Annotated in this window: 18 protein-coding genes and 1 pseudogene; 8 read left to right on the top strand and 11 right to left on the bottom strand. The window is 62.4% G+C overall.

Annotation, left to right across the window (positions count from 1 at the left end; translation table 11 throughout):
• Window positions 1-9: 9 nt before the first annotated feature.
• From J3P89_RS13405 to J3P89_RS13380, 6 genes are read right to left on the bottom strand one after another with little or no spacing between them, the layout of a single operon-like run.
• Window positions 10-501 carry a DUF2878 domain-containing protein gene (locus tag J3P89_RS13405; protein WP_434697844.1) on the bottom strand — a complete coding sequence of 164 codons (492 nt, stop codon included), beginning with the start codon at window positions 499-501 and terminating at the stop codon, window positions 10-12.
• Entirely contained in the window at window positions 498-1,766 is a 1,269-nt protein-coding gene (locus tag J3P89_RS13400; RefSeq protein ID WP_434697843.1) for a class I SAM-dependent methyltransferase, read from the bottom strand. The genes J3P89_RS13405 and J3P89_RS13400 overlap by 4 nt, the downstream gene beginning before the upstream one ends.
• The gene (locus J3P89_RS13395) at window positions 1,738-2,553 is read right to left on the bottom strand and encodes a DUF1365 domain-containing protein (RefSeq protein ID WP_434697842.1); all 816 of its coding nucleotides are present in this window, start codon (window positions 2,551-2,553) and stop codon (window positions 1,738-1,740) included. Before J3P89_RS13395 ends, J3P89_RS13400 begins: the two co-directional genes overlap by 29 nt.
• Window positions 2,550-3,797: an NAD(P)/FAD-dependent oxidoreductase gene (locus J3P89_RS13390; protein WP_434697841.1), complete on the bottom strand. Its 1,248-nt coding sequence runs from the start codon at window positions 3,795-3,797 to the stop codon at window positions 2,550-2,552. Before J3P89_RS13390 ends, J3P89_RS13395 begins: the two co-directional genes overlap by 4 nt.
• A 3-nt stretch (window positions 3,798-3,800) precedes the next feature.
• The gene (locus tag J3P89_RS13385; RefSeq protein ID WP_434697840.1) at window positions 3,801-4,556 is read right to left on the bottom strand and encodes an SDR family NAD(P)-dependent oxidoreductase; all 756 of its coding nucleotides are present in this window, start codon (window positions 4,554-4,556) and stop codon (window positions 3,801-3,803) included.
• Window positions 4,553-4,975 carry a nuclear transport factor 2 family protein gene (locus J3P89_RS13380; protein WP_434623896.1) on the bottom strand — a complete coding sequence of 141 codons (423 nt, stop codon included), beginning with the start codon at window positions 4,973-4,975 and terminating at the stop codon, window positions 4,553-4,555. Before J3P89_RS13380 ends, J3P89_RS13385 begins: the two co-directional genes overlap by 4 nt.
• A gap of 397 nt (window positions 4,976-5,372) precedes the next feature.
• Here J3P89_RS13380 and J3P89_RS13375 point away from each other — a divergent pair.
• The 5 genes and pseudogenes from J3P89_RS13375 to J3P89_RS13355 all read left to right on the top strand — a co-directional run bounded on the left by J3P89_RS13375 (window position 5,373) and on the right by J3P89_RS13355 (window position 10,134).
• Window positions 5,373-6,709 (top strand): annotated as a pseudogene (locus tag J3P89_RS13375) (flavin-containing monooxygenase).
• Entirely contained in the window at window positions 6,709-7,119 is a 411-nt protein-coding gene (locus J3P89_RS13370) for a RidA family protein (RefSeq protein WP_003201555.1), read from the top strand. The pseudogene J3P89_RS13375 and the gene J3P89_RS13370 overlap by 1 nt, the downstream one beginning before the upstream one ends.
• 10 nt (window positions 7,120-7,129) lie before the next feature.
• Complete coding sequence (locus tag J3P89_RS13365) at window positions 7,130-7,804, top strand: DUF1028 domain-containing protein (protein WP_434697839.1); 675 nt, start codon at window positions 7,130-7,132, stop codon at window positions 7,802-7,804.
• A complete protein-coding gene (gene argE / locus J3P89_RS13360; RefSeq protein WP_434697838.1) occupies window positions 7,797-8,966 on the top strand; it encodes an acetylornithine deacetylase in 1,170 nt (389 codons plus the stop codon). The genes J3P89_RS13365 and argE overlap by 8 nt, the downstream gene beginning before the upstream one ends.
• Window positions 8,967-9,093: 127 nt before the next feature.
• Window positions 9,094-10,134 carry an ABC transporter substrate-binding protein gene (locus J3P89_RS13355; RefSeq protein WP_434697837.1) on the top strand — a complete coding sequence of 347 codons (1,041 nt, stop codon included), beginning with the start codon at window positions 9,094-9,096 and terminating at the stop codon, window positions 10,132-10,134.
• Between the two features lie 186 nt (window positions 10,135-10,320).
• On the opposite strand, the gene J3P89_RS13350 is transcribed toward J3P89_RS13355, so the two are convergent.
• Both J3P89_RS13350 and J3P89_RS13345 read right to left on the bottom strand, forming a co-directional pair.
• On the bottom strand, window positions 10,321-11,232 hold the full coding sequence (locus J3P89_RS13350) for a LysR family transcriptional regulator (protein WP_434697836.1): 912 nt from the start codon (window positions 11,230-11,232) through the stop codon (window positions 10,321-10,323).
• A gap of 214 nt (window positions 11,233-11,446) precedes the next feature.
• Window positions 11,447-12,649, bottom strand: a complete 1,203-nt coding sequence (locus J3P89_RS13345; protein ID WP_434697835.1) for an NAD(P)/FAD-dependent oxidoreductase — start codon at window positions 12,647-12,649, stop codon at window positions 11,447-11,449.
• A gap of 895 nt (window positions 12,650-13,544) precedes the next feature.
• On the opposite strand from J3P89_RS13345, the gene J3P89_RS13340 reads away from it, so the two are divergent.
• Entirely contained in the window at window positions 13,545-13,847 is a 303-nt protein-coding gene (locus J3P89_RS13340) for a transposase (protein WP_223551295.1), read from the top strand.
• Complete coding sequence (locus J3P89_RS13335) at window positions 13,844-14,680, top strand: IS3 family transposase (protein ID WP_434694567.1); 837 nt, start codon at window positions 13,844-13,846, stop codon at window positions 14,678-14,680. The genes J3P89_RS13340 and J3P89_RS13335 overlap by 4 nt, the downstream gene beginning before the upstream one ends.
• Window positions 14,681-14,929: 249 nt before the next feature.
• On the opposite strand, the gene J3P89_RS13330 is transcribed toward J3P89_RS13335, so the two are convergent.
• The 3 genes from J3P89_RS13330 to J3P89_RS13320 all read right to left on the bottom strand — a co-directional run bounded on the left by J3P89_RS13330 (window position 14,930) and on the right by J3P89_RS13320 (window position 17,145).
• Window positions 14,930-15,304, bottom strand: a complete 375-nt coding sequence (locus J3P89_RS13330) for a response regulator transcription factor (RefSeq protein WP_434697834.1) — start codon at window positions 15,302-15,304, stop codon at window positions 14,930-14,932.
• Between the two features lie 100 nt (window positions 15,305-15,404).
• On the bottom strand, window positions 15,405-16,055 hold the full coding sequence (locus J3P89_RS13325; RefSeq protein WP_370870915.1) for a response regulator transcription factor: 651 nt from the start codon (window positions 16,053-16,055) through the stop codon (window positions 15,405-15,407).
• Between the two features lie 19 nt (window positions 16,056-16,074).
• Window positions 16,075-17,145, bottom strand: coding sequence for a sensor histidine kinase (locus tag J3P89_RS13320; RefSeq protein WP_434697833.1), 1,071 nt, complete (start codon window positions 17,143-17,145; stop codon window positions 16,075-16,077).
• A 402-nt stretch (window positions 17,146-17,547) separates the two neighbouring features.
• Here J3P89_RS13320 and J3P89_RS13315 point away from each other — a divergent pair, with 402 nt between their 5' ends.
• Window positions 17,548-18,489 carry a LysR family transcriptional regulator gene (locus tag J3P89_RS13315; protein WP_434697832.1) on the top strand — a complete coding sequence of 314 codons (942 nt, stop codon included), beginning with the start codon at window positions 17,548-17,550 and terminating at the stop codon, window positions 18,487-18,489.
• Window positions 18,490-18,500 lie beyond the last annotated feature (11 nt).

Here is an 18,500-nt window from a genome sequence, read left to right as displayed (position 1 = left end):
CGCACCGGATCAGCGCGGGTCGGCCAGACGCACGGCCAATGGCAGCCACATCGCCCATAACGGTGCCAGGATCAACGCGGTGCCGGTTACGCCCAGCGGCAGCGTCACGCCAGCCAGCGGAGCGCCGGCACAATAGGCGAGAGGGCCACCAAGCATGCCGGCCAGGGCGCCACGCCATACGGGACTGCTTGCCCAGGCCAGGCTATGCCGCAAACCCGTGGCGAAGACCAGCCAGAGCAGGGCCAGCCACAAGGGCAAGGGGCTCTCGTTGAACCCGAACAGGCCCAGGGCGCCGAGGCTCCCGTCCAACAGCATCCCGCTTGCCCCGACACGCAACAGCGCCTGGCACTCGCTTTTCGGATCGGGACACAACCCCAGGTGGACGCCTAACCCGGCGACGACCGCCAGCAGCCATGCGGGCTGTTGCGCACCCAATACACAGCCCCACCAGCCCAATTGCAGCCAGAGCGCATTGCCTATCAGCCAGCTGCGGCTCTTCATCCTTGCAGGTGTTCCTGCAAGGGCACCGGGCGCGCCGCTGGCGCAGCGAACAGCAGTTGCGCGACACCGATCGCACGCTCCTGGAATCCGCCTTCGCAGTAGCACAGGTAGAATTCCCAAAGGCGCTGGAACGTCTCGTCATAGCCCAGCTCCAGCAAGGCCTGGCGCGATTGCCGGAAGTTGTCGTGCCAGTGCCGTAGCGTGCGCGCGTAGTGCTCGCCGAAGTCCTCCAGGTGCAACAGGTTGAGCGGCGTCTGGGAGCTGGCGGTCTGCAACAACACCGACAGCGAGGGCAACGCACCCCCTGGAAAGATGTGGCGCTGGATGAAATCCACCGAGCGGCGGGCCTGCTCGTAGCGTTGGTCACGGATGGTGATGGCTTGCAACAGCATCAACCCGTCGTCCTTGAGCAGCGCGGCGCAGCAGCGGAAGTATTCGGGCAGGTAGCGATGGCCGACCGCTTCGATCATTTCGATCGACACCAGTTTGTCGAAGCGTCCCTCCAGGTCGCGGTAGTCCTTGCGCAGCACTTCGATGCGCTGTTGCAGGCCGAGCGCCTCGACACGTTGGCACGTGTGCGCGTACTGCTCCTCGGAAAGCGTCGTGGTGGTGACCCGACAGCCGTAGTGGGTGGCGGCATGGATAGCCAGGCTGCCCCAACCGGTGCCGATCTCCAACAGATGGTCACCTGGGCGCAGGTCGAGCTTTCGACAAATGCGTTGGAGTTTGTTGATCTGCGCCTGTTCGAGGCTCTGGTCGGGATTTTCGAACATGGCCGCCGAATACATCATGGTCGGGTCGAGCAAGCGTTCGAACAGGCTGTTGCCCAGGTCGTAGTGGGCCATGATGTTGCGCCGCGAGCCTTTACGGCTGTTGCGGTTGAGCCAGTGCAATCCGCGCAGCAACGGCCGCCCCAGGCGAGCGAGGCCGCTGTCCATCGCGTCGAGCACGCTGAGATTGGCGACGAACAGGCGAGTGACAGCAGTCAAGTCATTGCTGCGCCAGTAACCCTGAATGTAAGCCTCGGCAGCACCGATCGAACCGTTGCCAGCGACCATGCCCCAAACGGCATTGTCGAGTATCTCGATGTCGGCCACCAATGGGCTGGTCGCGTCGCCGAAGCTCAGGGGCTCGCCCTCCAGCATCAGGCGCAGGTGGCCATGACGCAAACGGCGCAGTTGCACGAGTACGGCCTGTTTGAACAGACCGCCGCTCAATGGGCAGGTACCGCCGGCCTTAGTGACGCTCAGGGTGGGTTCGGACATCGTCAGGATCCTCATGGACAGGTTCGCCGACACTCAGGTCGCCATGGCTGGCCTGGTGGTCGTGCAGGGGCGTGCGTTTGAAAAGCAGGCGCAGCGCCTGCCAGTAAATGGCGCTAACGGTGCGCAGGCTCATCCACGGGAAGGCCAGGAAATAACGACGCAATGCCGGTGCGTCCAGGGGCGCACGTTGCAAGGCAAGGTCGGCCTCGAACACCCTGTGGCCGGCACGCCAGTTCTCCATGCGTACGCGGATGCGGGTGTCCTGGATCCAAAAGCGCATGCGGTAATCCATGTCTCGTGGCAGGAAGGGTGAGACATGGAACGCCTTGGCGACCTGGAACGCATGGAGCTCGCCAGGGCTTACCGGCAACACATAATGGTGGCGCTCGCGCCAGGGGGTGTTGCGCACTTCGCAGAGAATTGCCCCCAGGCGCCCGTCGGCTTCGTGGCAGAAATAGAAGCTCACCGGGTTGAACGACAGGCCCCAGCTGCGCGGTTGGGTCAGCAGGTGGATCGCGCCTTGGGGAGCTGATCCCAGAGCCTGCTCGACGATCGTCCGCACCGCTTGGATCAGCGGAATACCTTCACGGGTCAGGGCCGGCAGGTAATCACGTTCACGCCAGCACAACGGGGCCATGCGCCACGGGCGCAGCAAGCGCGACAGGCCGAGCACCTGTTCCTGCTCGGCGAGGTCCAGGTAAAGCATGCCGATCGGGTAGCGAAACGCGTGCATCCGTGGCGTCTGGCGCCGGTGGCCGATCCAGCCGTGACACAGACTGCTGTTCAAAGGGTTTCTCCGAAATGCCGCGCCACGGCAAGCGCGCTGACCACGCCATCCTCATGAAAACCGTTGGCCCAGTAGGCACCGCAGAAATAGCTGTGCTGGCGTCCTTGCAGATCGCCCTGGCGTGCCTGTGCGGCCACGCCGGCGAGGCTGTATTGGGGATGGGCGTAGTCGAAGCGCGCGAGTACCTGGGCCGGGTCCACCGACTCGCTTTGGTTGAGGCTCACGCAAAACGTCACGGGGGCATCCAGGCCCTGGAGGATGTTCATGTTGTAGGTCAGCGCGGCCGGCGCCTCGGGCGGGCCGCCAAGCCGATAGTTCCAGCTCGCCCAGGCATTTCGGCGCTGCGGCAACAGGCGGGTATCGGTATGCAGCAGCACCTCGTTGCGGGCGTAGGCCAGCGCACCGAGCACCTCGGCTTCAGCGACGCTGGGCGTTTCCAGCAAAGCCAGGGCCTGGTCGCTGTGGCAGGCGAATACCACCTTGTCGAACCGCTCGATACCACGACGGCTGTGCACGGTGATCCCATCGGCATCACGGCTTACCCGGCGCACCGGGCAATCGAGGTGGATATGCTCGCGCAAACCCGCGCACAACGGCTCGATATAGCCGCGCGAGCCGCCTTCGATCACCCGCCATTGCGGACGCTGATCAACCGACAGCAGGCCGTGGTTGTGACAGAAACGCAGGAAAAACTGCAGCGGGAATTCCATCATCCCAGCCGGTGACATCGACCAGATCGCCGACCCCATGGGTAGGATGTATTGCTCGATGAAACGTCGGCCGTAACCTTGCGCGTGCAGGTAATCTCCCAGCCGGGTCGAGGTATCGATGCGCTGCGCCAGCAGGTCTGCGGTCGCCTGCCGGTTGAACCTGAGGATATCCCGGAGCATGCCCCAGAACCCCGGCGACAGCAGGTTGCGTCGTTGGGCGAACAGGCTGCCCAGGGTGTGGCCCTTGTATTCCAGGCCGCTGGCCGGGTCGTGCACCGAAAAGCTCATCTCCGTCGGGCGCGAAGCCACGCCCAACTGGTCCATCAGGCGAATGAAGTTGGGGTAGGTCCAGTCGTTGTACACGATGAAGCCGGTGTCCACGCCGTAGCGTTGGCCTGCCCATTCGACATCCACCGTATGGGTATGCCCGCCGATCCGGTTGTCGGCTTCGAACAGGCTGACCTGATGTTGGCGAGACAACAGATAGGCGCAGGTGAGGCCCGAGATACCGCTGCCGATAATTGCGATGCGCATGCTTCAAGCCTCCCCGGATTTGCGCGCCAGGCGCCGGCCGAGCGCCAGCCGCCAGCGTGCGGGCAGATGCCCGAGCAGCCGCATGACCATGATGAACAACCCCGGAAACGCGATTTCCAGCGGGCGGGCAGGCAGTCGCCGTGCGATGTGCCGGGCCGCGCGTTCGGCCGGCCAGCGCATGGGCATCGCGAAGTCATTGCGCTGGGTCAGTGGCGTATCAACAAATCCGGGGCTCACCAGCGTGACGTCGATGCCCTCGGCGGCCAGGTCGATGCGCAACGATTCAAACAGGTAGCGCAACGCGGCCTTGGATGCGCCGTAGGCACCGGCGCGCGGCAGGGCCAGCCAGGTCACTGCGCTGCACACCGCGACCAGATGCGGGTTCTGGCCTCGACGCAACAAGGGCAGGGCGGCTTCCAGGCAGTGGCAGGTGCCCAGCAGGTTGGTATTGAGCACCCGTTCCACCAGGCGCGCGTCGAAGTGTCCCGGCTCCAGGTATTCGCACGTGCCGGCGTTGAGAATCACCTGATCGAGGGCGCCCCATTCCCGGTCGATGTGCTGGATGATCGCGACTACCTGATCCCGGTCGGTCAAGTCGCCCGGGAGCACCAGGACCTGATCCTGATAACGGTCGGCCAATGCTTGCAGCGGGCCGGCTTGCCGCGCGCTCAACGCCAGGCGATGACCTTGTTCAAGCAACACCTTCGCCAGTTCGGCACCGATGCCGCTGCTGGCGCCGGTCAGCCAGATGCGGCTCATGCCAGCCTCCGCTTGAGCCAGCGAATGAGCGGCCCGAACACGGGCAAGTGCTCGTAGAGCAGGGCGCCGGCATCAAAGAAGTCCCGGTGCGAATAGACCCGATCATTCCAGCGCAGGTAGCTGCAGCCGGGCAATTCGACCGGCGCGCCGGCGTTCAAACGTGGGTGCCGAAAGCGCAGGGTCCAGCGCAGGTAACCTTCGCCGGGAGCGATTTCGTCATACCCTTGGAACTCGTAGTGCAGATCGCTGACATTGGCGTAGAGCTGGGCGAAATATTCGCGCAGGGCAGGCAGGCCTTCGATCCGGTGCAACGGATCCTGGAACAGCACGTCGGCGCTGTAGAGCCTGTCGAGCTGGTCCAGGCGACTGGCGTCCAGCGCGGCGAAGGCGTGGGCGAAACCCTTGAGGAATGCGGACATGTCAGGCTCCGAAAGTTGTACATAATATTGTTCATGTACAAGTTTTCGGAGCGTACTGCATGGATTGTACGAGTTAAAGCGTTTTGTATAAGTATTTTACGATTTTGTACAATTTACTCGGGCGTGGCTGGATACCCAGCCGTTTCAACGCCAACACGAGAAATTTGAGATCAAGGCGTTTGCGGCTCGACCGGTCTGAATGCACCGTTAAAGCGCTTTTATCTGCCCGTTTTTGCCCGCGCCGCCCTTGCTTGGCGCAGTTTTTTGCCTGCCAGTTTTTTCCTTCCCAGCCGCAATAAAAAGCCTCGTTTCGCAAATCCCCACCTGCCAACACAATCGCCTCGACAGCTCGTTTCGAACAACAAGAAATCAGAACCCGAGGCGGCGCCATGCCGACCTGAACCAGACCCTCTGCCGGAAGTGCCAGACATGCCCGTTGAAACCCTACTTATCGATACGCTTGTAATAGGCGCCGGCCAGGCCGGTGTCGCCATGAGTGAACATTTGAGCCGCCAGGGCGTGCCGCATCTGGTGGTGGAGCGCAACCGCATTGCCGAAGCCTGGCGCACGGCGCGCTGGGATTCGCTGGTTGCCAATGGCCCGGCCTGGCATGACCGCTTTCCAGGACTGGAATTCGAAGGGCTCGATCCGGACGCCTTTGCTTCCAAGGACCAGGTGGCCGAGTACTTCGAAGCCTATGCGCGCAAATTCGACGCACCGATCCGCACCGGCGTGGAGGTGCGCAACGTCGAGCGCAATGCCGGTCGCCCGGGCTTCGCCATTGAAACGTCGGACGGCCGGATCGAGGCTACCAACGTGGTGGTCGCCACCGGGCCATTTCAGCGGCCCGTCATCCCGCCCATCGCGCCTGACATGGCTGCGGTGACGCAGATTCATTCGGCGCAATATCGCAACCCCGCGCAGTTGGCCGAAGGCGCCGTGCTGGTGGTCGGCGCCGGGTCGTCGGGGGTGCAGATCGCCGATGAATTGCAGCGCGCCGGCAAGCGGGTCTACCTCTCGGTGGGCGCCCATGATCGTCCGCCGCGGGCCTATCGTAACCGCGATTTCTGCTGGTGGCTGGGGGTGCTGGGCGAGTGGGACGCCGAAGCGGTCAAGCCGGGCAAGGAGCACGTGACCATCGCCGTGAGTGGCGCGCGGGGCGGGCACACCGTGGATTTCCGGCGGCTGGCCCATGAGGGCATCACGCTGATGGGACTGACCCGCGCGTTCAACGGCAGCACGGTGAGTTTTGAACCCAACCTCAATGAAAACATTGCCCGTGGCGATGAAAACTACCTGGCACTGCTTGACGCCGCCGATGCCTACATCGCGCGCAACGGCCTGGACCTGCCGCCCGAGCCCGAGGCACGTCGGTTGTTGCCCGACCCCGAATGCATGACCCAGCCGATCCTGGAACTGGATCTGATCGAGGCGGGCATCAGCACCATCATCTGGGCCACCGGGTATTCGGTGGATTACAGCTGGCTGAAAGTCGACGCGTTCAAAGCCGACGGCAAGCCACGGCATCAGCGCGGGGTCTGCAGCGAGCCGGGCCTCTATTTTGTCGGCCTGCCATGGCTGTCGCGGCGGGGCTCGGCGTTCATCTGGGGCGTGTGGCACGACGCCCGGCATATCAGCGACCACATCATCAAGCAGCGCACGTATCTCGATTACCGGGATGCCTCCCAGCGCCAGTCGCAACCTTCGAAAACCAGCCTCATGAGAGTCCGTTGATGCCTACTCATACTCGCATCCGCATGTTCAACACCAAAGACACCTATCCGAACCAGACGCTGGACAACGACCTGTGCCAGGCGGTTCGCGCCGGCAATACCGTGTACGTGCGCGGTCAGGTCGGCACCGACTTCAACGGTCAACTGGTGGGCCTCGGCGACCCACGGGCCCAGGCCGAACAGGCCATGCGCAACGTCAAGCAACTGCTGGAGGAAGCCGGCAGCGACCTGAGCCATATCGTCAAGACCACCACCTACCTGATCGACCCGCGCTACCGCGAGCCGGTGTACCAGGAGGTCGGCAAATGGCTCAAGGGCGTGTTCCCGATTTCCACCGGGCTGGTGGTCAGCGCCCTCGGCCAGCCGCAGTGGCTGATGGAAATCGACGTAATTGCGGTCATTCCCGAATAAGGAGCACGACATGACGTTTTCCATCGTCGGACGCTGCGCCGAGACTGGCCAGCTGGGCATCGCCATCAGCTCATCGAGCATCGCCGTCGGCGCCCGTTGCCCCTGGCTGCGGGCCGGTGCCGGTGCCGTGTCGAGCCAGAACATCACCTTGCCGGCCCTGGGGCCGCTGATTCTTGATGAGCTGGCCGCCGGCCAGACGGCGCAAGAGGCGCTGGATCGTGCCTTGGCGCGTAACGGCTATAGCGAATATCGCCAGGTCGCGGTGGTGGATGCCCAGGGACGTACGGCGGTCTTCAGCGGTCGCCACGCGTTGGGTATTCACGGAGCCCAGCCTGGTGAGCAGTGTGTGGCGGCCGGCAATCTGCTGGCGAGCGAAGGAGTCATCGCAGCCATGGTCGCGGCGTTCGAGCAGGGCGAGGGCAGTCTCGCGTCACGCCTGCTTGGGGCGTTGCAGGCTGGGCAGGCCGCGGGTGGAGAGGCCGGTGCGGTGCATTCGGCAGCGCTGTCGGTGGTGGATGACCTGACCTGGCCCATCGTCGATCTGCGGGTGGACTGGGCCGACGAGAATCCCATCGGCGAACTGGAAAAACTCTGGCTCGCCTATCAACCGCAACTGCAGGACTACCTGACCCGCGCGCTCAACCCGACCCTGGCGCCGAGCTACGGGGTGCCGGGCGATGAGTGAGTTGCGCAGTCGCGCACTGCTCGCCGAGCTGGTGGGCTTTGCCACGGTCAGTCGTGATTCGAACCTGGCGCTGATCGAGTTCGTGGGCAATTACCTGCAAGGCCTGGGGGTAAGCACCGAGCTGATCTACAACGCCGAGCGCACCAAGGCCAACCTGTTGGCAAGCATCGGCCCGTCGGTGCCTGGCGGTGTGGTGTTGTCCGGGCATACCGACGTGGTGCCGGTGGACGGCCAGGCCTGGACGGTTGATCCGTTCTGCCTGAGCGAGATGGACGGCAAGCTGTTCGGGCGCGGTACGGCGGACATGAAAGGCTACTTGGCCTCGGTGCTGGCGGCGGTGCCGACATTCCTGTCCAGCCCGCTCAGACGCCCGCTGCACCTGGCGTTTTCCTATGACGAAGAAGTTGGGTGCCTGGGCGTGCGCAGTCTGCTGGAGGTGCTGCCGCAACGCATCCCGCAACCGGCCTTGTGCCTGATCGGTGAGCCCACCGAGCTGCAACCGGTGCTCGGTCATAAAGGCAAATTGGCGATGCGTTGCCACGTCCGAGGCGCACCGTGTCACTCGGCCTACGCGCCTTATGGAGTCAACGCCATCGAGCAGGCGGTGCGCCTGATCGGTCGCCTGGGAGAGATCGGTGCGGAGCTGGCCGAACCGTCGCGACACGATGGGCGCTTTGATCCGGCTTACTCGACCGTGCAGGTCGGCGTGATCCAGGGCGGGACCGCACTGAACATCGTTCCGGCCGACTGCCGCTTCGATTTCGAGGTGCGCGCCTTGCCGGATTTTGCCCCGCAGGGGGTGGTCGAGAAATTGCAGGATTACGCCGAACAGGCGCTGCTGCCGAGGATGCGCGCGGTTAGCGCCGACACCGCGATTCGTTTCGAACACCTGTCCGCCTACCCGGGCCTGGCGACTGCGCCGGACAGCGAAGCCGCGCGTCTCATAGCCCGGCTGTGCGGCAGCGAGGCCTTCGGCACCGTGGCGTTCGGCACCGAAGGTGGGCTGTTTGATCAGGCCGGTATCCCGACGGTGGTTTGCGGGCCCGGCAGCATGGACCAGGGGCACAAGCCCGACGAATACGTGAGCGTTGAGCAAATGGCTGCTTGCGACCGGTTGATGGACCGCCTGGCGAAGCATTTGAGCGAACCCGATGGCCTGTGACCGAAAAAAGGAGTCCAGGATGAACGATTTTGCTATCGCTGTAGACCGCACCGCCCGCGCTTACGGTCGCCTCTGAGCCCCATCGCTGGCTCGTGCGGGCGAGCCGGCATTTTCGAGGAACCGCTTCATGTCCATATCCTTGCGTTGCAACATTGCGTGTGCCCTGGCGTTGCTGAGCAGCAGCGTCCTGGCCGCGCCACCAAGCCTGACCGTGATCTCATTCGGCGGCGCCACCAAGTTGGCCCAGGACAAGGCCTACTTCCAACCCTTCAACGCCAGCGGTGCAGGAAACATCGTCGCCGGCGAATATAACGGCGAGCTGTCGAAGATCAAGGCGATGGTCGCGGCCGGGCACACCAGTTGGGATGTGGTCGAGGTGGAAAGTCCCGAGCTGCTGCGCGGTTGTGAGGAAGGTCTGTTCGAAAAACTCGACCCGGCGGCGATCGGAACAGCTGCGGATTTTGTTCCGGGTGCGCTTACTGAATGCGGCGTGGCGACGTATGTCTGGTCGATGGTCCTGGCCTACGATCAGGGCAAGCTCGCCAAGGCGCCCCAATCCTGGGCGGATTTCTGGAACGTGAGCGAGTACCCGGGTAAACGCGGATTGCGCAAGGGTGCCAAGTACACCCTGGAAATCGCCTTGCTGGCGGATGGCGTCAAGGCCGAGGATCTGTACAAGGTGCTGAACACGCCGGAAGGGGTGACACGTGCTTTCGCCAAGCTCGATCAGATCAAGCCGAACATCCAATGGTGGGAGGCGGGTGCGCAGCCGGCGCAATGGCTGGTGGCCGGGGACGTTGCCATGAGCGCCGCCTACAACGGGCGCATCGCCTCGGCACAGAAGGAAGGCATGAAACTGAGCATCGTCTGGCCACAAAGCCTGTATGACCCAGAATACTGGGCGGTGGTCAAAGGTACGCCGAACAAGGCCCTGGCCGAGAAATTCATTGCCTTTGCCAGCCAGCCGCAGACGCAGAAAGTCTTCTCGGAAAACATTCCCTACGGACCGGTGCATCGCCAAACGCTGGCCTTGCTGCCCGCCGAAATACGCGAGCAACTGCCCACGGCCGAGGCCAACCTGGCGCAAGCGCGAGCGGTGGATGCCGAGTTCTGGGTGGACCATGGTGAAGAGCTTGAGCAGCGCTTCAATGCCTGGGCGGCTCGCTAGGCACTGAAACCCCTGGCGAACCGCTCTTGTGGCGAGGGAGCTTGCTCCCGCTGGGGTGCGCAGCAGCCCCTTTGTTTGAGCCTGTGGTGTAACAGGTGGACCCTGTCAGGCTTTTTTGGGGCTGCTTCGCAGCCCAGCGGGAGCAAGCTCCCTCGCCACGGGGGAGTGGCTGGGCGCAAGGGTGGGCTACGCCAGCCACTCGCCGAACTGCTCCTTGCAATAATCCACGAACAGCTGCGCCGGCTTGGTCAAGTGCGCGCGCTTGAGCCAGCCGGCCACCAGCGCTGAACCTGTCACGTCTTCGGCGATGTTGACGCACACCAACCGCTGCCCGTCGTAGGTGCAGCTCGATTGCGGCCGCGTGACCAGCACGGCGAAGCCGAATCCCTGGCCGACCATGCCGCGCACCATCTCGATGGAGGGCGAACTGAAGACAATGTTCGGCGTCAGGCCCAGTTCTTCGAAGATACTCACGAAATAGGTCCGGCTGGGCTGCACGTCCAAAAGGATCATCGGTTCGAGCGCCAGGTCCCGCAATGACACCTGGCCCTGATCGGCGAAGCGATGCCCCTCCGGCAGCAATGCATAGGGCCGCTGCGGCGCGGTGAGCGCTTCGGTTTCGATGGTGCTGTCGAGATCGTGCTCATAAAAAATCGCCAGGTCGAAACGTCCCCCCGTCAGGCCCTGGACCAGCTCCTGCTGTTCGCCATCCTGTACGCGAATTTCCACCCCGGGAAAACGCTCTCGGAACCCGGCGATCAGCCGTGGCAAGTAGAGCGGGGCGACGGTCTCGAAGCAGCCGATGTCGATCTGCCCGCTGACGACGTCGTTGTCCGCCAGCGCGTTCTGTTCGAATTCCCGGGCCATGCGCAGCAGTTCCTGGGCCTTGCGATAGAAACGCGCACCGGCGGGCGTCAGCGAGACGCCCTGGGCGTGCTGGCGGATCAGCAATTGCACGCCGAAACTGTCCTCCAGGCCTTTTACCGCCGTGGCAATCGATGGCTGGGCGATGTACAGCTTGCGCGAGGCTTCGGCGACGCTGCCGCATTCCACGGTGGTCACGAAGTACTTCAACTGACGCAGGGAGTAGGACGCCACAACACACCTCGATCCGGATTTTTGCCTACCTTACCGTGTGTCGCTCATGCAGGGCGATGGACGTTGCAACGGATTTTGCTGGGCAGTGGCGATATCCAGGCTGGCTTGCCGCGCGGGTAGAAAAAACGCCCGCCGAAAAAACCTTGGCAGGCGTCTGGGAAAGACCGGCGCAGAAGGACTGGCCGGGCCGGGCGCGTGAATCAGGCGAGAGGAATCAGGCTACGGGAATCGATGGATCGGCTGCGGCCAGGGCGGTTGCCCGATCGGCGGCGGGCGGGTAGATCCACACCGAATTGATCTGGGTCTTGAGCTCCTTGGCTTCCTCGCCAACCAATTTGAGCTGGCGGTCCCAGCCTTCGGTGTACACCGCGCCCCATGCGCCCAGGTCCAGGCACGTCACGTACTTGGGCTGGCTGTAGGTCATCGGCGCGACGCCGAGCAGGTCGGCGGCAACGTTGTTGCCCGCATAACGACCCAGGGCGATGGCATGCTGGCAGGACATGACCGCGTAGTTGCCCAAGTTGTCGGTGGCGGCATAGGCCACGTCGCCGCTGGCGTAGATATCGTTCTGCCCGAGCACCTTCAAATGCCCGTCGACATGCAGCCGGCCCTGGCGGTCGCGGGTTGCGGGCACCTGTTCGGTGAGAGGGCTCGCGCGAAAGCCTACGGTCCAGATAACGGTGCTGGACTCGATGCGCTGGCCATCCGAGAGGGTGACACCGCCGGCATCCACCGATTCGACCGAAGCATTGAGGATCCACTCGATGCCCAGGTGCTCGGACGCTTCGATGATCGAAGGGCTGATTCCCTCACCCAGTGCCGCACCGATTTTCGGCCCGCGGTCCACCACGATCACGCGGACATCGGCGTCGCTGCCGAGGACGGCGCGCAGACGGGCGGGCATTTCGGTGGCGGTTTCGATGCCGGTGAAACCACCGCCTGCGACGACGACGGTATTGCGTGCGGGACTGTCCGGCAGGTTCCCGAGCGAATTGAGGTGGGCTTCGAGGCGTGTTGCCTGTTCGATCTCATCGACATCGAACGCGTGTTCAAGCATGCCTTGCAGGTCAGGGCGAACCAGCTTGCTGCCCGCGGCCAGTACCAGTCGGTCGTAGCCCAGCGTCGCGAGGCTGCCGGACACGTCGCGGTAGCTGATTTGCTTGCGGCTGACATCGATGTTCTCGGCCACGCCTTGGACGAAGTTTACGCCGACCGCATCGAACAGCGCGCCCAACGGCGCCATCATGGTATGGACGTTCGGCTCGTAGAACCGTGGGCGGATACGCAGTTCCGCCTGGGGGGCCAGGACGCTGATCTGTACGTCGTTGCGATCATGCTGGTCGAGCAGGCGGGCGGCGCTGAGTGCGCTCCATACGCCGCCGAAACCGGCGCCGACAATCAAGATGTGCTGTTTCATGATGAGCTCCCGAAGACGAAAATCGATACGTTGAATTGTTGAGTTTTCAGCGTGACCGTGTTGCGAGGTACCCGAAGGTGTGGGGCCTGATGGTTGGAAGCATCGTGCGCATTCAGCTTCGGTTCGCTGTGGGAGATGGTAGGGGGTGGCTTTGGGTTAGACACTTCTACATAGGGTCAGTTGGGGTATACACAGGTATTAGGGGCGGTGTGTATATCCATTGCTGCGGTCATGGCGGCTTATGGTTCCGCTCTTACAGCGGGTCACTTTTGGAAGAGCGCCAAAAGTAACCAAAAGCGCTTTGCCCCACCACTCGGTGCCTCGCCTAGGCTCGACATGCCCTCACTCCGGCATTGCTCCGTGGGCCGCCGCGAAGGGCCATCCATGGCCCAGCGCGGCTAACCCGGCATCCATGCCGGGTTACCCACTGCGCAATGCCTGCGTTCGGCCAGCGTGGTTAATGGGGCGCCGAGGTCAAAATCAAAAGCAGAGCAAGAGCAAGAGCAAGAGCAAGAGCAAGAGCAAGAGCAAGAGCAAGAGCAAGAGCAAGAGCAAGAGCAAGAGCAAGAGCGGGGCACATGCTGGCAGTTGTGCAACTGACCCATCGCCTTCGCGAGCAGGCTCGCTCCCACATTGGATTTTCGGCAAACGCTGATTCATGGCATACAGAGAACCCCTGTGGGAGCGAGCCTGCTCGCGAAGAGGCCAGCCCATTCAACATCTCCATTGGCTGACCCATCGCCTTCGCGAGCAGGCTCGCTCCCACATTGGATTTTTGGCAAACGCTGATTCATGGCATACAGAAAACCCCTGTGGGAGCGAGCTTGAACTGGCCTAATGATTTTGGACACTTCAATCGGGCGCTATGATGGTGCCCAAATCGAGGTGTTTGGATATGCGTAAATCTTATTCCAGTGAGTTCAAGCTCAAAGCTGCCAGCATGGTGCTGGATGAAGGCCAATCAGTTCCCGATGTCTGTGCCAGCCTGGATATTGGCCCTACTGCCTTGCGCCGTTGGGTCGATCAGGTTCGCAAAGAGCGCTTGGGTTCGACCCCGGAGGGGGCCAGGGCGATTACCGCCGATCAGCGAGAGATCCAGCAGCTCAAAGCCTTGCTCAGGCAAAAAGACCTGGACATTGAAATCCTAAAAAAGGCCAGTGCTCTCCTGCTTTTGGACTCCAAAGATCATTCTCGTTGATCAACGAGCTGGACGAGCAGTACGGCGTTAACAATTGCTGTCGGGCGTTTGGAGTCAACCGCAGCAGCTTTTACGCCTGGCGTCAGCGCCAAGGCAAGGTGAAGCCTGAACGGGAGAAACTGAAAGCCGTGCTGGTCGAGCATCACAAGGAGTCCAGAGCGTCCGCTGGATCTCGCACCCTTTCCAAGGAGCTGCAAGCAAAGGGACATCGCGTCGGGCGGCATATGGCTCGCAGCTTGATGCGCGAAGCCGGTGTCGTCAGTCATCAGCGGCGTCGGCACAAGTACAAATCTTCTGGTGTGGAGGCCCTGGTGGCGCCGCATGTGCTCAAGCGCAAGTTTGATGTCACGGCGATCAATCAGGTGTGGTGTGGCGATGTGACGTACATCAAGGTTGGCAAGCGCTGGATGTATTTCGCAGCGGTGCTGGATTTGTTTGCTCGCCGGATCGTAGGGTGGTCATTTTCAATGATTTCCGATGCCACGCTGACCTGCGAAGCGTTGCGAATGGCGGTGCAATTGCGAGGCCGCCCAAAAGAGGTGCTGTTTCATTCTGATCAAGGTTGCCAATACACCAGCCACAAATTCAGGAATGAGATGCGCAAGCATGGACTCCTGCAAAGCATGAGCCGCAAAGGTGAATGCTGGGACAACGCCCCGATGGAGCGTTTCTTTGGAAGTCTGAAATCAGAATGGGTGCCGGAAGACGGCTATAACTCGGAGCATGAAGCCCGGGTGGATGTGCAGCGTTATGTGATGCGTTACAACAACGTCAGGCTCCATAGCTACAACGGCTACCGGTCGCCGGTAGCTATGGAGAAACTGGCGGCGTGAAACCTTAACTGGTGTCCAGAATTACTTGACCAGTTCAGCTTGCTCGCGAAGAGGCCAGCCCATCCAACATCTTCAACGGCTGACCCACCGCCATCGCGAGCAAGCTCGCTCCCATATTGGATTTTCGACAGGCGCTGATTTCACGGCATACAGAGAACCCCTGTGGGAGCGAGCCTGCTCGCGAAGAGGCCAGCCCATCCAGCATCTTCATTGGCTGACCCACCGCCATCGCGGGATATACACACCAATCTAAACCGACCGCTCAAGAATCGACTCGATGCAAGCAACCAACTCCCCACACCTGAACGGCTTGGGGAAAACCGCCACGGGACCGCAACCCCCCGGTATGGCCAGCGCGGGCACAACAGGCAGGCCCGTGATGAAAACAAGCGGAATGTCGATCCCTCGGGCATAGAGCTCATCGCACAACTGGATGCCCGTCATGCCCGGCATCTGTATGTCCGACAGCACGCATGCGGTGTGTTCAAACCCGGCTGAAGACAGGAAGGCGACGGCACTGGCATAAGTCCTGACGCGATACCCGTGAGAGCGCAGCAAACCATCCAATGCAACTCGAACCGATTCATCGTCATCGATAACAGCAATAAGTGCAGTGTCGGACATTTCGAAACCTGGCAGTAATATCAGGTCGCTATTAAAGCGCCCCTATCGCTGCAAGATACGCTGTCCAAAAGCCGCGCATAGTATACGTGGGTATGAACTTTCAACGATCGCGGCCCGGTTCCAGGGCCTGGGCCATGCGCACCAGGTCGGCAAACGAACGCGCAGCCATCTTGCGCATGGCCTGGCCTCGGTGGATCTTGACGGTGATCTCGCTCAGGCCTATTTGCCCGGCGATCTGCTTGTTCATCAGGCCCGACGCTGCCAGTGCCATCACCTGGCGCTCCCGGGCGGTCAACGTGGCGTAACGGTCCTGAAGCGCCTGCTGGCCACGCTCGGCTTCGCGGCGCAGTCGGTCGCGCTGATGGGCGGCGGACACCGCATCGATCAGGTCCTGTTCGCGAAACGGCTTGGTCAGGAAATCCACCGCACCGGCCTTCATGGCCCGCACGGTCATGGCAATGTCGCCATACCCGGTCATGAATACGATTGGCAGATGAATTCCGGCATTCGCCAACTGTTGTTGGAAGTCCAGCCCGCTGGTGCCGCGAAGGCGCACATCGAGCAACAGGCAACTGGGCGCGTCGGGACGTGGATGACCCATGAAATCCGTCACTGAGTCGAACAGTTCGACCAACAGGCCAATGGAACGCAGCAGACTGCGAAGGGCTTCGCGTAACGATGCGTCGTCGTCGACCACGTAGACAATCGGTTCATGGGCGAGGGCAGGGGGCATGGCGTGGCTTGGGTTCATGGCAGGAGTCCGCAACAGGTCAGGCTTTGGCTAACATCGGCAACGAAAAGGTGAACGAGGTGCCTTGGCCTGCCTCGCTGGTAGCCCAGATCCTGCCGTCATGGAAATCGATGATCGAGCGACAGATCGTCAGGCCTATGCCAAGGCCGTTTTCCCGGGTGGTAAAAAACGGGTTGAACAATGAGGGCAGTGTCTCGGCCGTGATGCCGATTCCCCGGTCCGTCACCGCCAGCAGCACCTCGTGCGCGTGCGTCCAGGTGCGCACGTAAAGGATTCGGCCGCGCACCGGGAGCGTTTCCATGGCGTGGCAAGCGTTGGAGACCAGGTTGATGATCACCTGCTGCAGCTGGACCCGATCAGCGTCGACCAGGCTTGCCGCCGTCAGGTCTACCTTCAGGCTGACTTGGTGCTGAGCCAGCTGGTGGCGCACCAGATCCAGTGTTTCGCTGACGATTTCGTCCAGTCGCTCGGGCCGGCGCAGAGGGTCGCATTTGCGCGCCATCGCCCGGGTCCGATTGATGACCTCACTGGCGCGGCACGCGTTGGCGACGATCCGGTCCAGCGAGTCGAGGGCCTCCTTGAGGTCGGGCACCGGACGGTCCAGCCAGCGGCGACAGGCTTCGCCGCTGCTGGTAATGGCCGTCAACGGCTGGTTCACTTCATGGGCGATGGAGGCGGCCATTTCCCCCAGGGACGTCAGCCGCGTGGCATGGGCCAACTGCGCCTGGGCTTCGATCAGGTAGGCCTGGTTATGCCGCAGGCGGTCCGAGGCATGCTTGCTGCGCAGTGCGAGAAACGCGATGGCTGACAGGGCCGTCAGGCAACGGAAGAACCCGGTGATCGATTCCCAGCGGTGGTAACCGCCGTTGTACAGGAACATCGCCGTCAGCAGGAACATGCACAGCAGCGCAACGGTGATCACCAGGTTGATTGAAAACAGGTTGGCCGCCATCAGCAGCAAGGTGATGTACAGCAGCGTCGGTGCCAGGTCGGAATGGGTTTCGGAATTGATGATGACAATCCCGCAGGCCACGACCAGGCCAACCGCCCAGCCCAGGGCGTTGACCAGCGGGTGAGAGCTGATGCCCATAGAAGGGCTCGACGCCTTCGGAGGCGGCTGATACCGAAGGCTGTCGTAGATGCTTTTGAACATCATGGCGGGTGTGGGCACGCTGCAACCTTTCTTTTGTCTTGTCGGTCCGGTCCCGGTGGCGGTGGACACGGGGGCATCGTCTTGAATCTTAAAAGCTGCCCCTTGCCTCGGGGTAGGACATAAAACCCTGAAATCCTGCCAGACCCTGGCACTCGTCCTGTATACCCAGGTATCAAATCGGTGGACCCAAAGCGTCAACGCAGCGTCCTCCCGTACGACAGACGCCGGATGGGCCGTGGCATAACCTTCCAGGCACGCCGTCGCTGTCGAGCCGCGCAAAGCGGCCCAGGCACGACGTTTCTTTCCCGCCTCATTGGCCCTGCGCCTGGAATGGCTACCATGATGAACAGAAATGACCTGCGTCGTGCTGACATCAATCTGCTGGTTGTCTTCGAAACCATGATGCATGAGCGAAATGTCACCCGTGTCAGCGAGAAGCTGTTTCTTGGCCAACCGACCGTCAGCGCCGCCCTGGCGCGGTTGCGCCTGATGTTCGACGACCCCTTGTTCATCCGCGCGGGCCGGGTGATGGAGCCGACCTCCCGGGCGCAGGAAATCTTTTCCAACCTGTCGCCGGCGCTGGATGGCATCGCGGCTGCCTTGAGCCGCTGCCAGGCGTTCGATCCCGCTACCAGCGACGCGACGTTCCACATCGGCCTGTCCGATGACGTCGAATACGCGCTGCTGCCAGACCTGCTGCACCGACTGCGTATCGAGGCGCCGGGCACGACATGGGTGGTGCGCCGGGCCGATCAATGGCAGATGTGCCAACTGCTTGCGAGCGGCGAAATTACCATCGGTATCAGCCATACCCTGGAGCTTCCGGCCAATGCGCGGCGCAAGGCGCTGCGTCCGATCCGGCCGATGTTGCTGCGCGCCGATTCGCGTCCGGGCGAGCTGACATTGGATGAGTTTTGCCGCCGCCCGCATGCGGTGGTTTCATCCATGGGACATGTCATCGATGATTCCGATCGGGCCCTGAGCCAGATGGAGCGGCAACGGCGTGTGGTCCTGAGCGTGCCGCAATTCAGCGCCTTGCCGGTGTTGTTGGCGCGCAGCGAGATGATCGCCATCGTGCCCGACTACGTCGCTCGGGCAATGGCCCAAACGACCGGATTGCGCGCGGAACCGGCGCCCATCCGGTTGCCCGAGCGCGAGCTGTCGATGGTCTGGCGAGGCACTTCCCATAATGACCCGGGAGAACGCTGGCTCCGTTCACGCTGCTGTGCGTTCATCGGCGAGCAGGCCGAAGCACAGGCTCAAGCCAGGCGCGTAGCCTGACGCGACAGCGC

Origin of the sequence: Pseudomonas sp. Z1-14 (genome assembly GCF_051132005.1) — a bacterium.
In the GTDB taxonomy this organism is placed as follows: domain Bacteria; phylum Pseudomonadota; class Gammaproteobacteria; order Pseudomonadales; family Pseudomonadaceae; genus Aquipseudomonas.
This window is presented reverse-complemented; position numbering and strand designations above follow the sequence as displayed.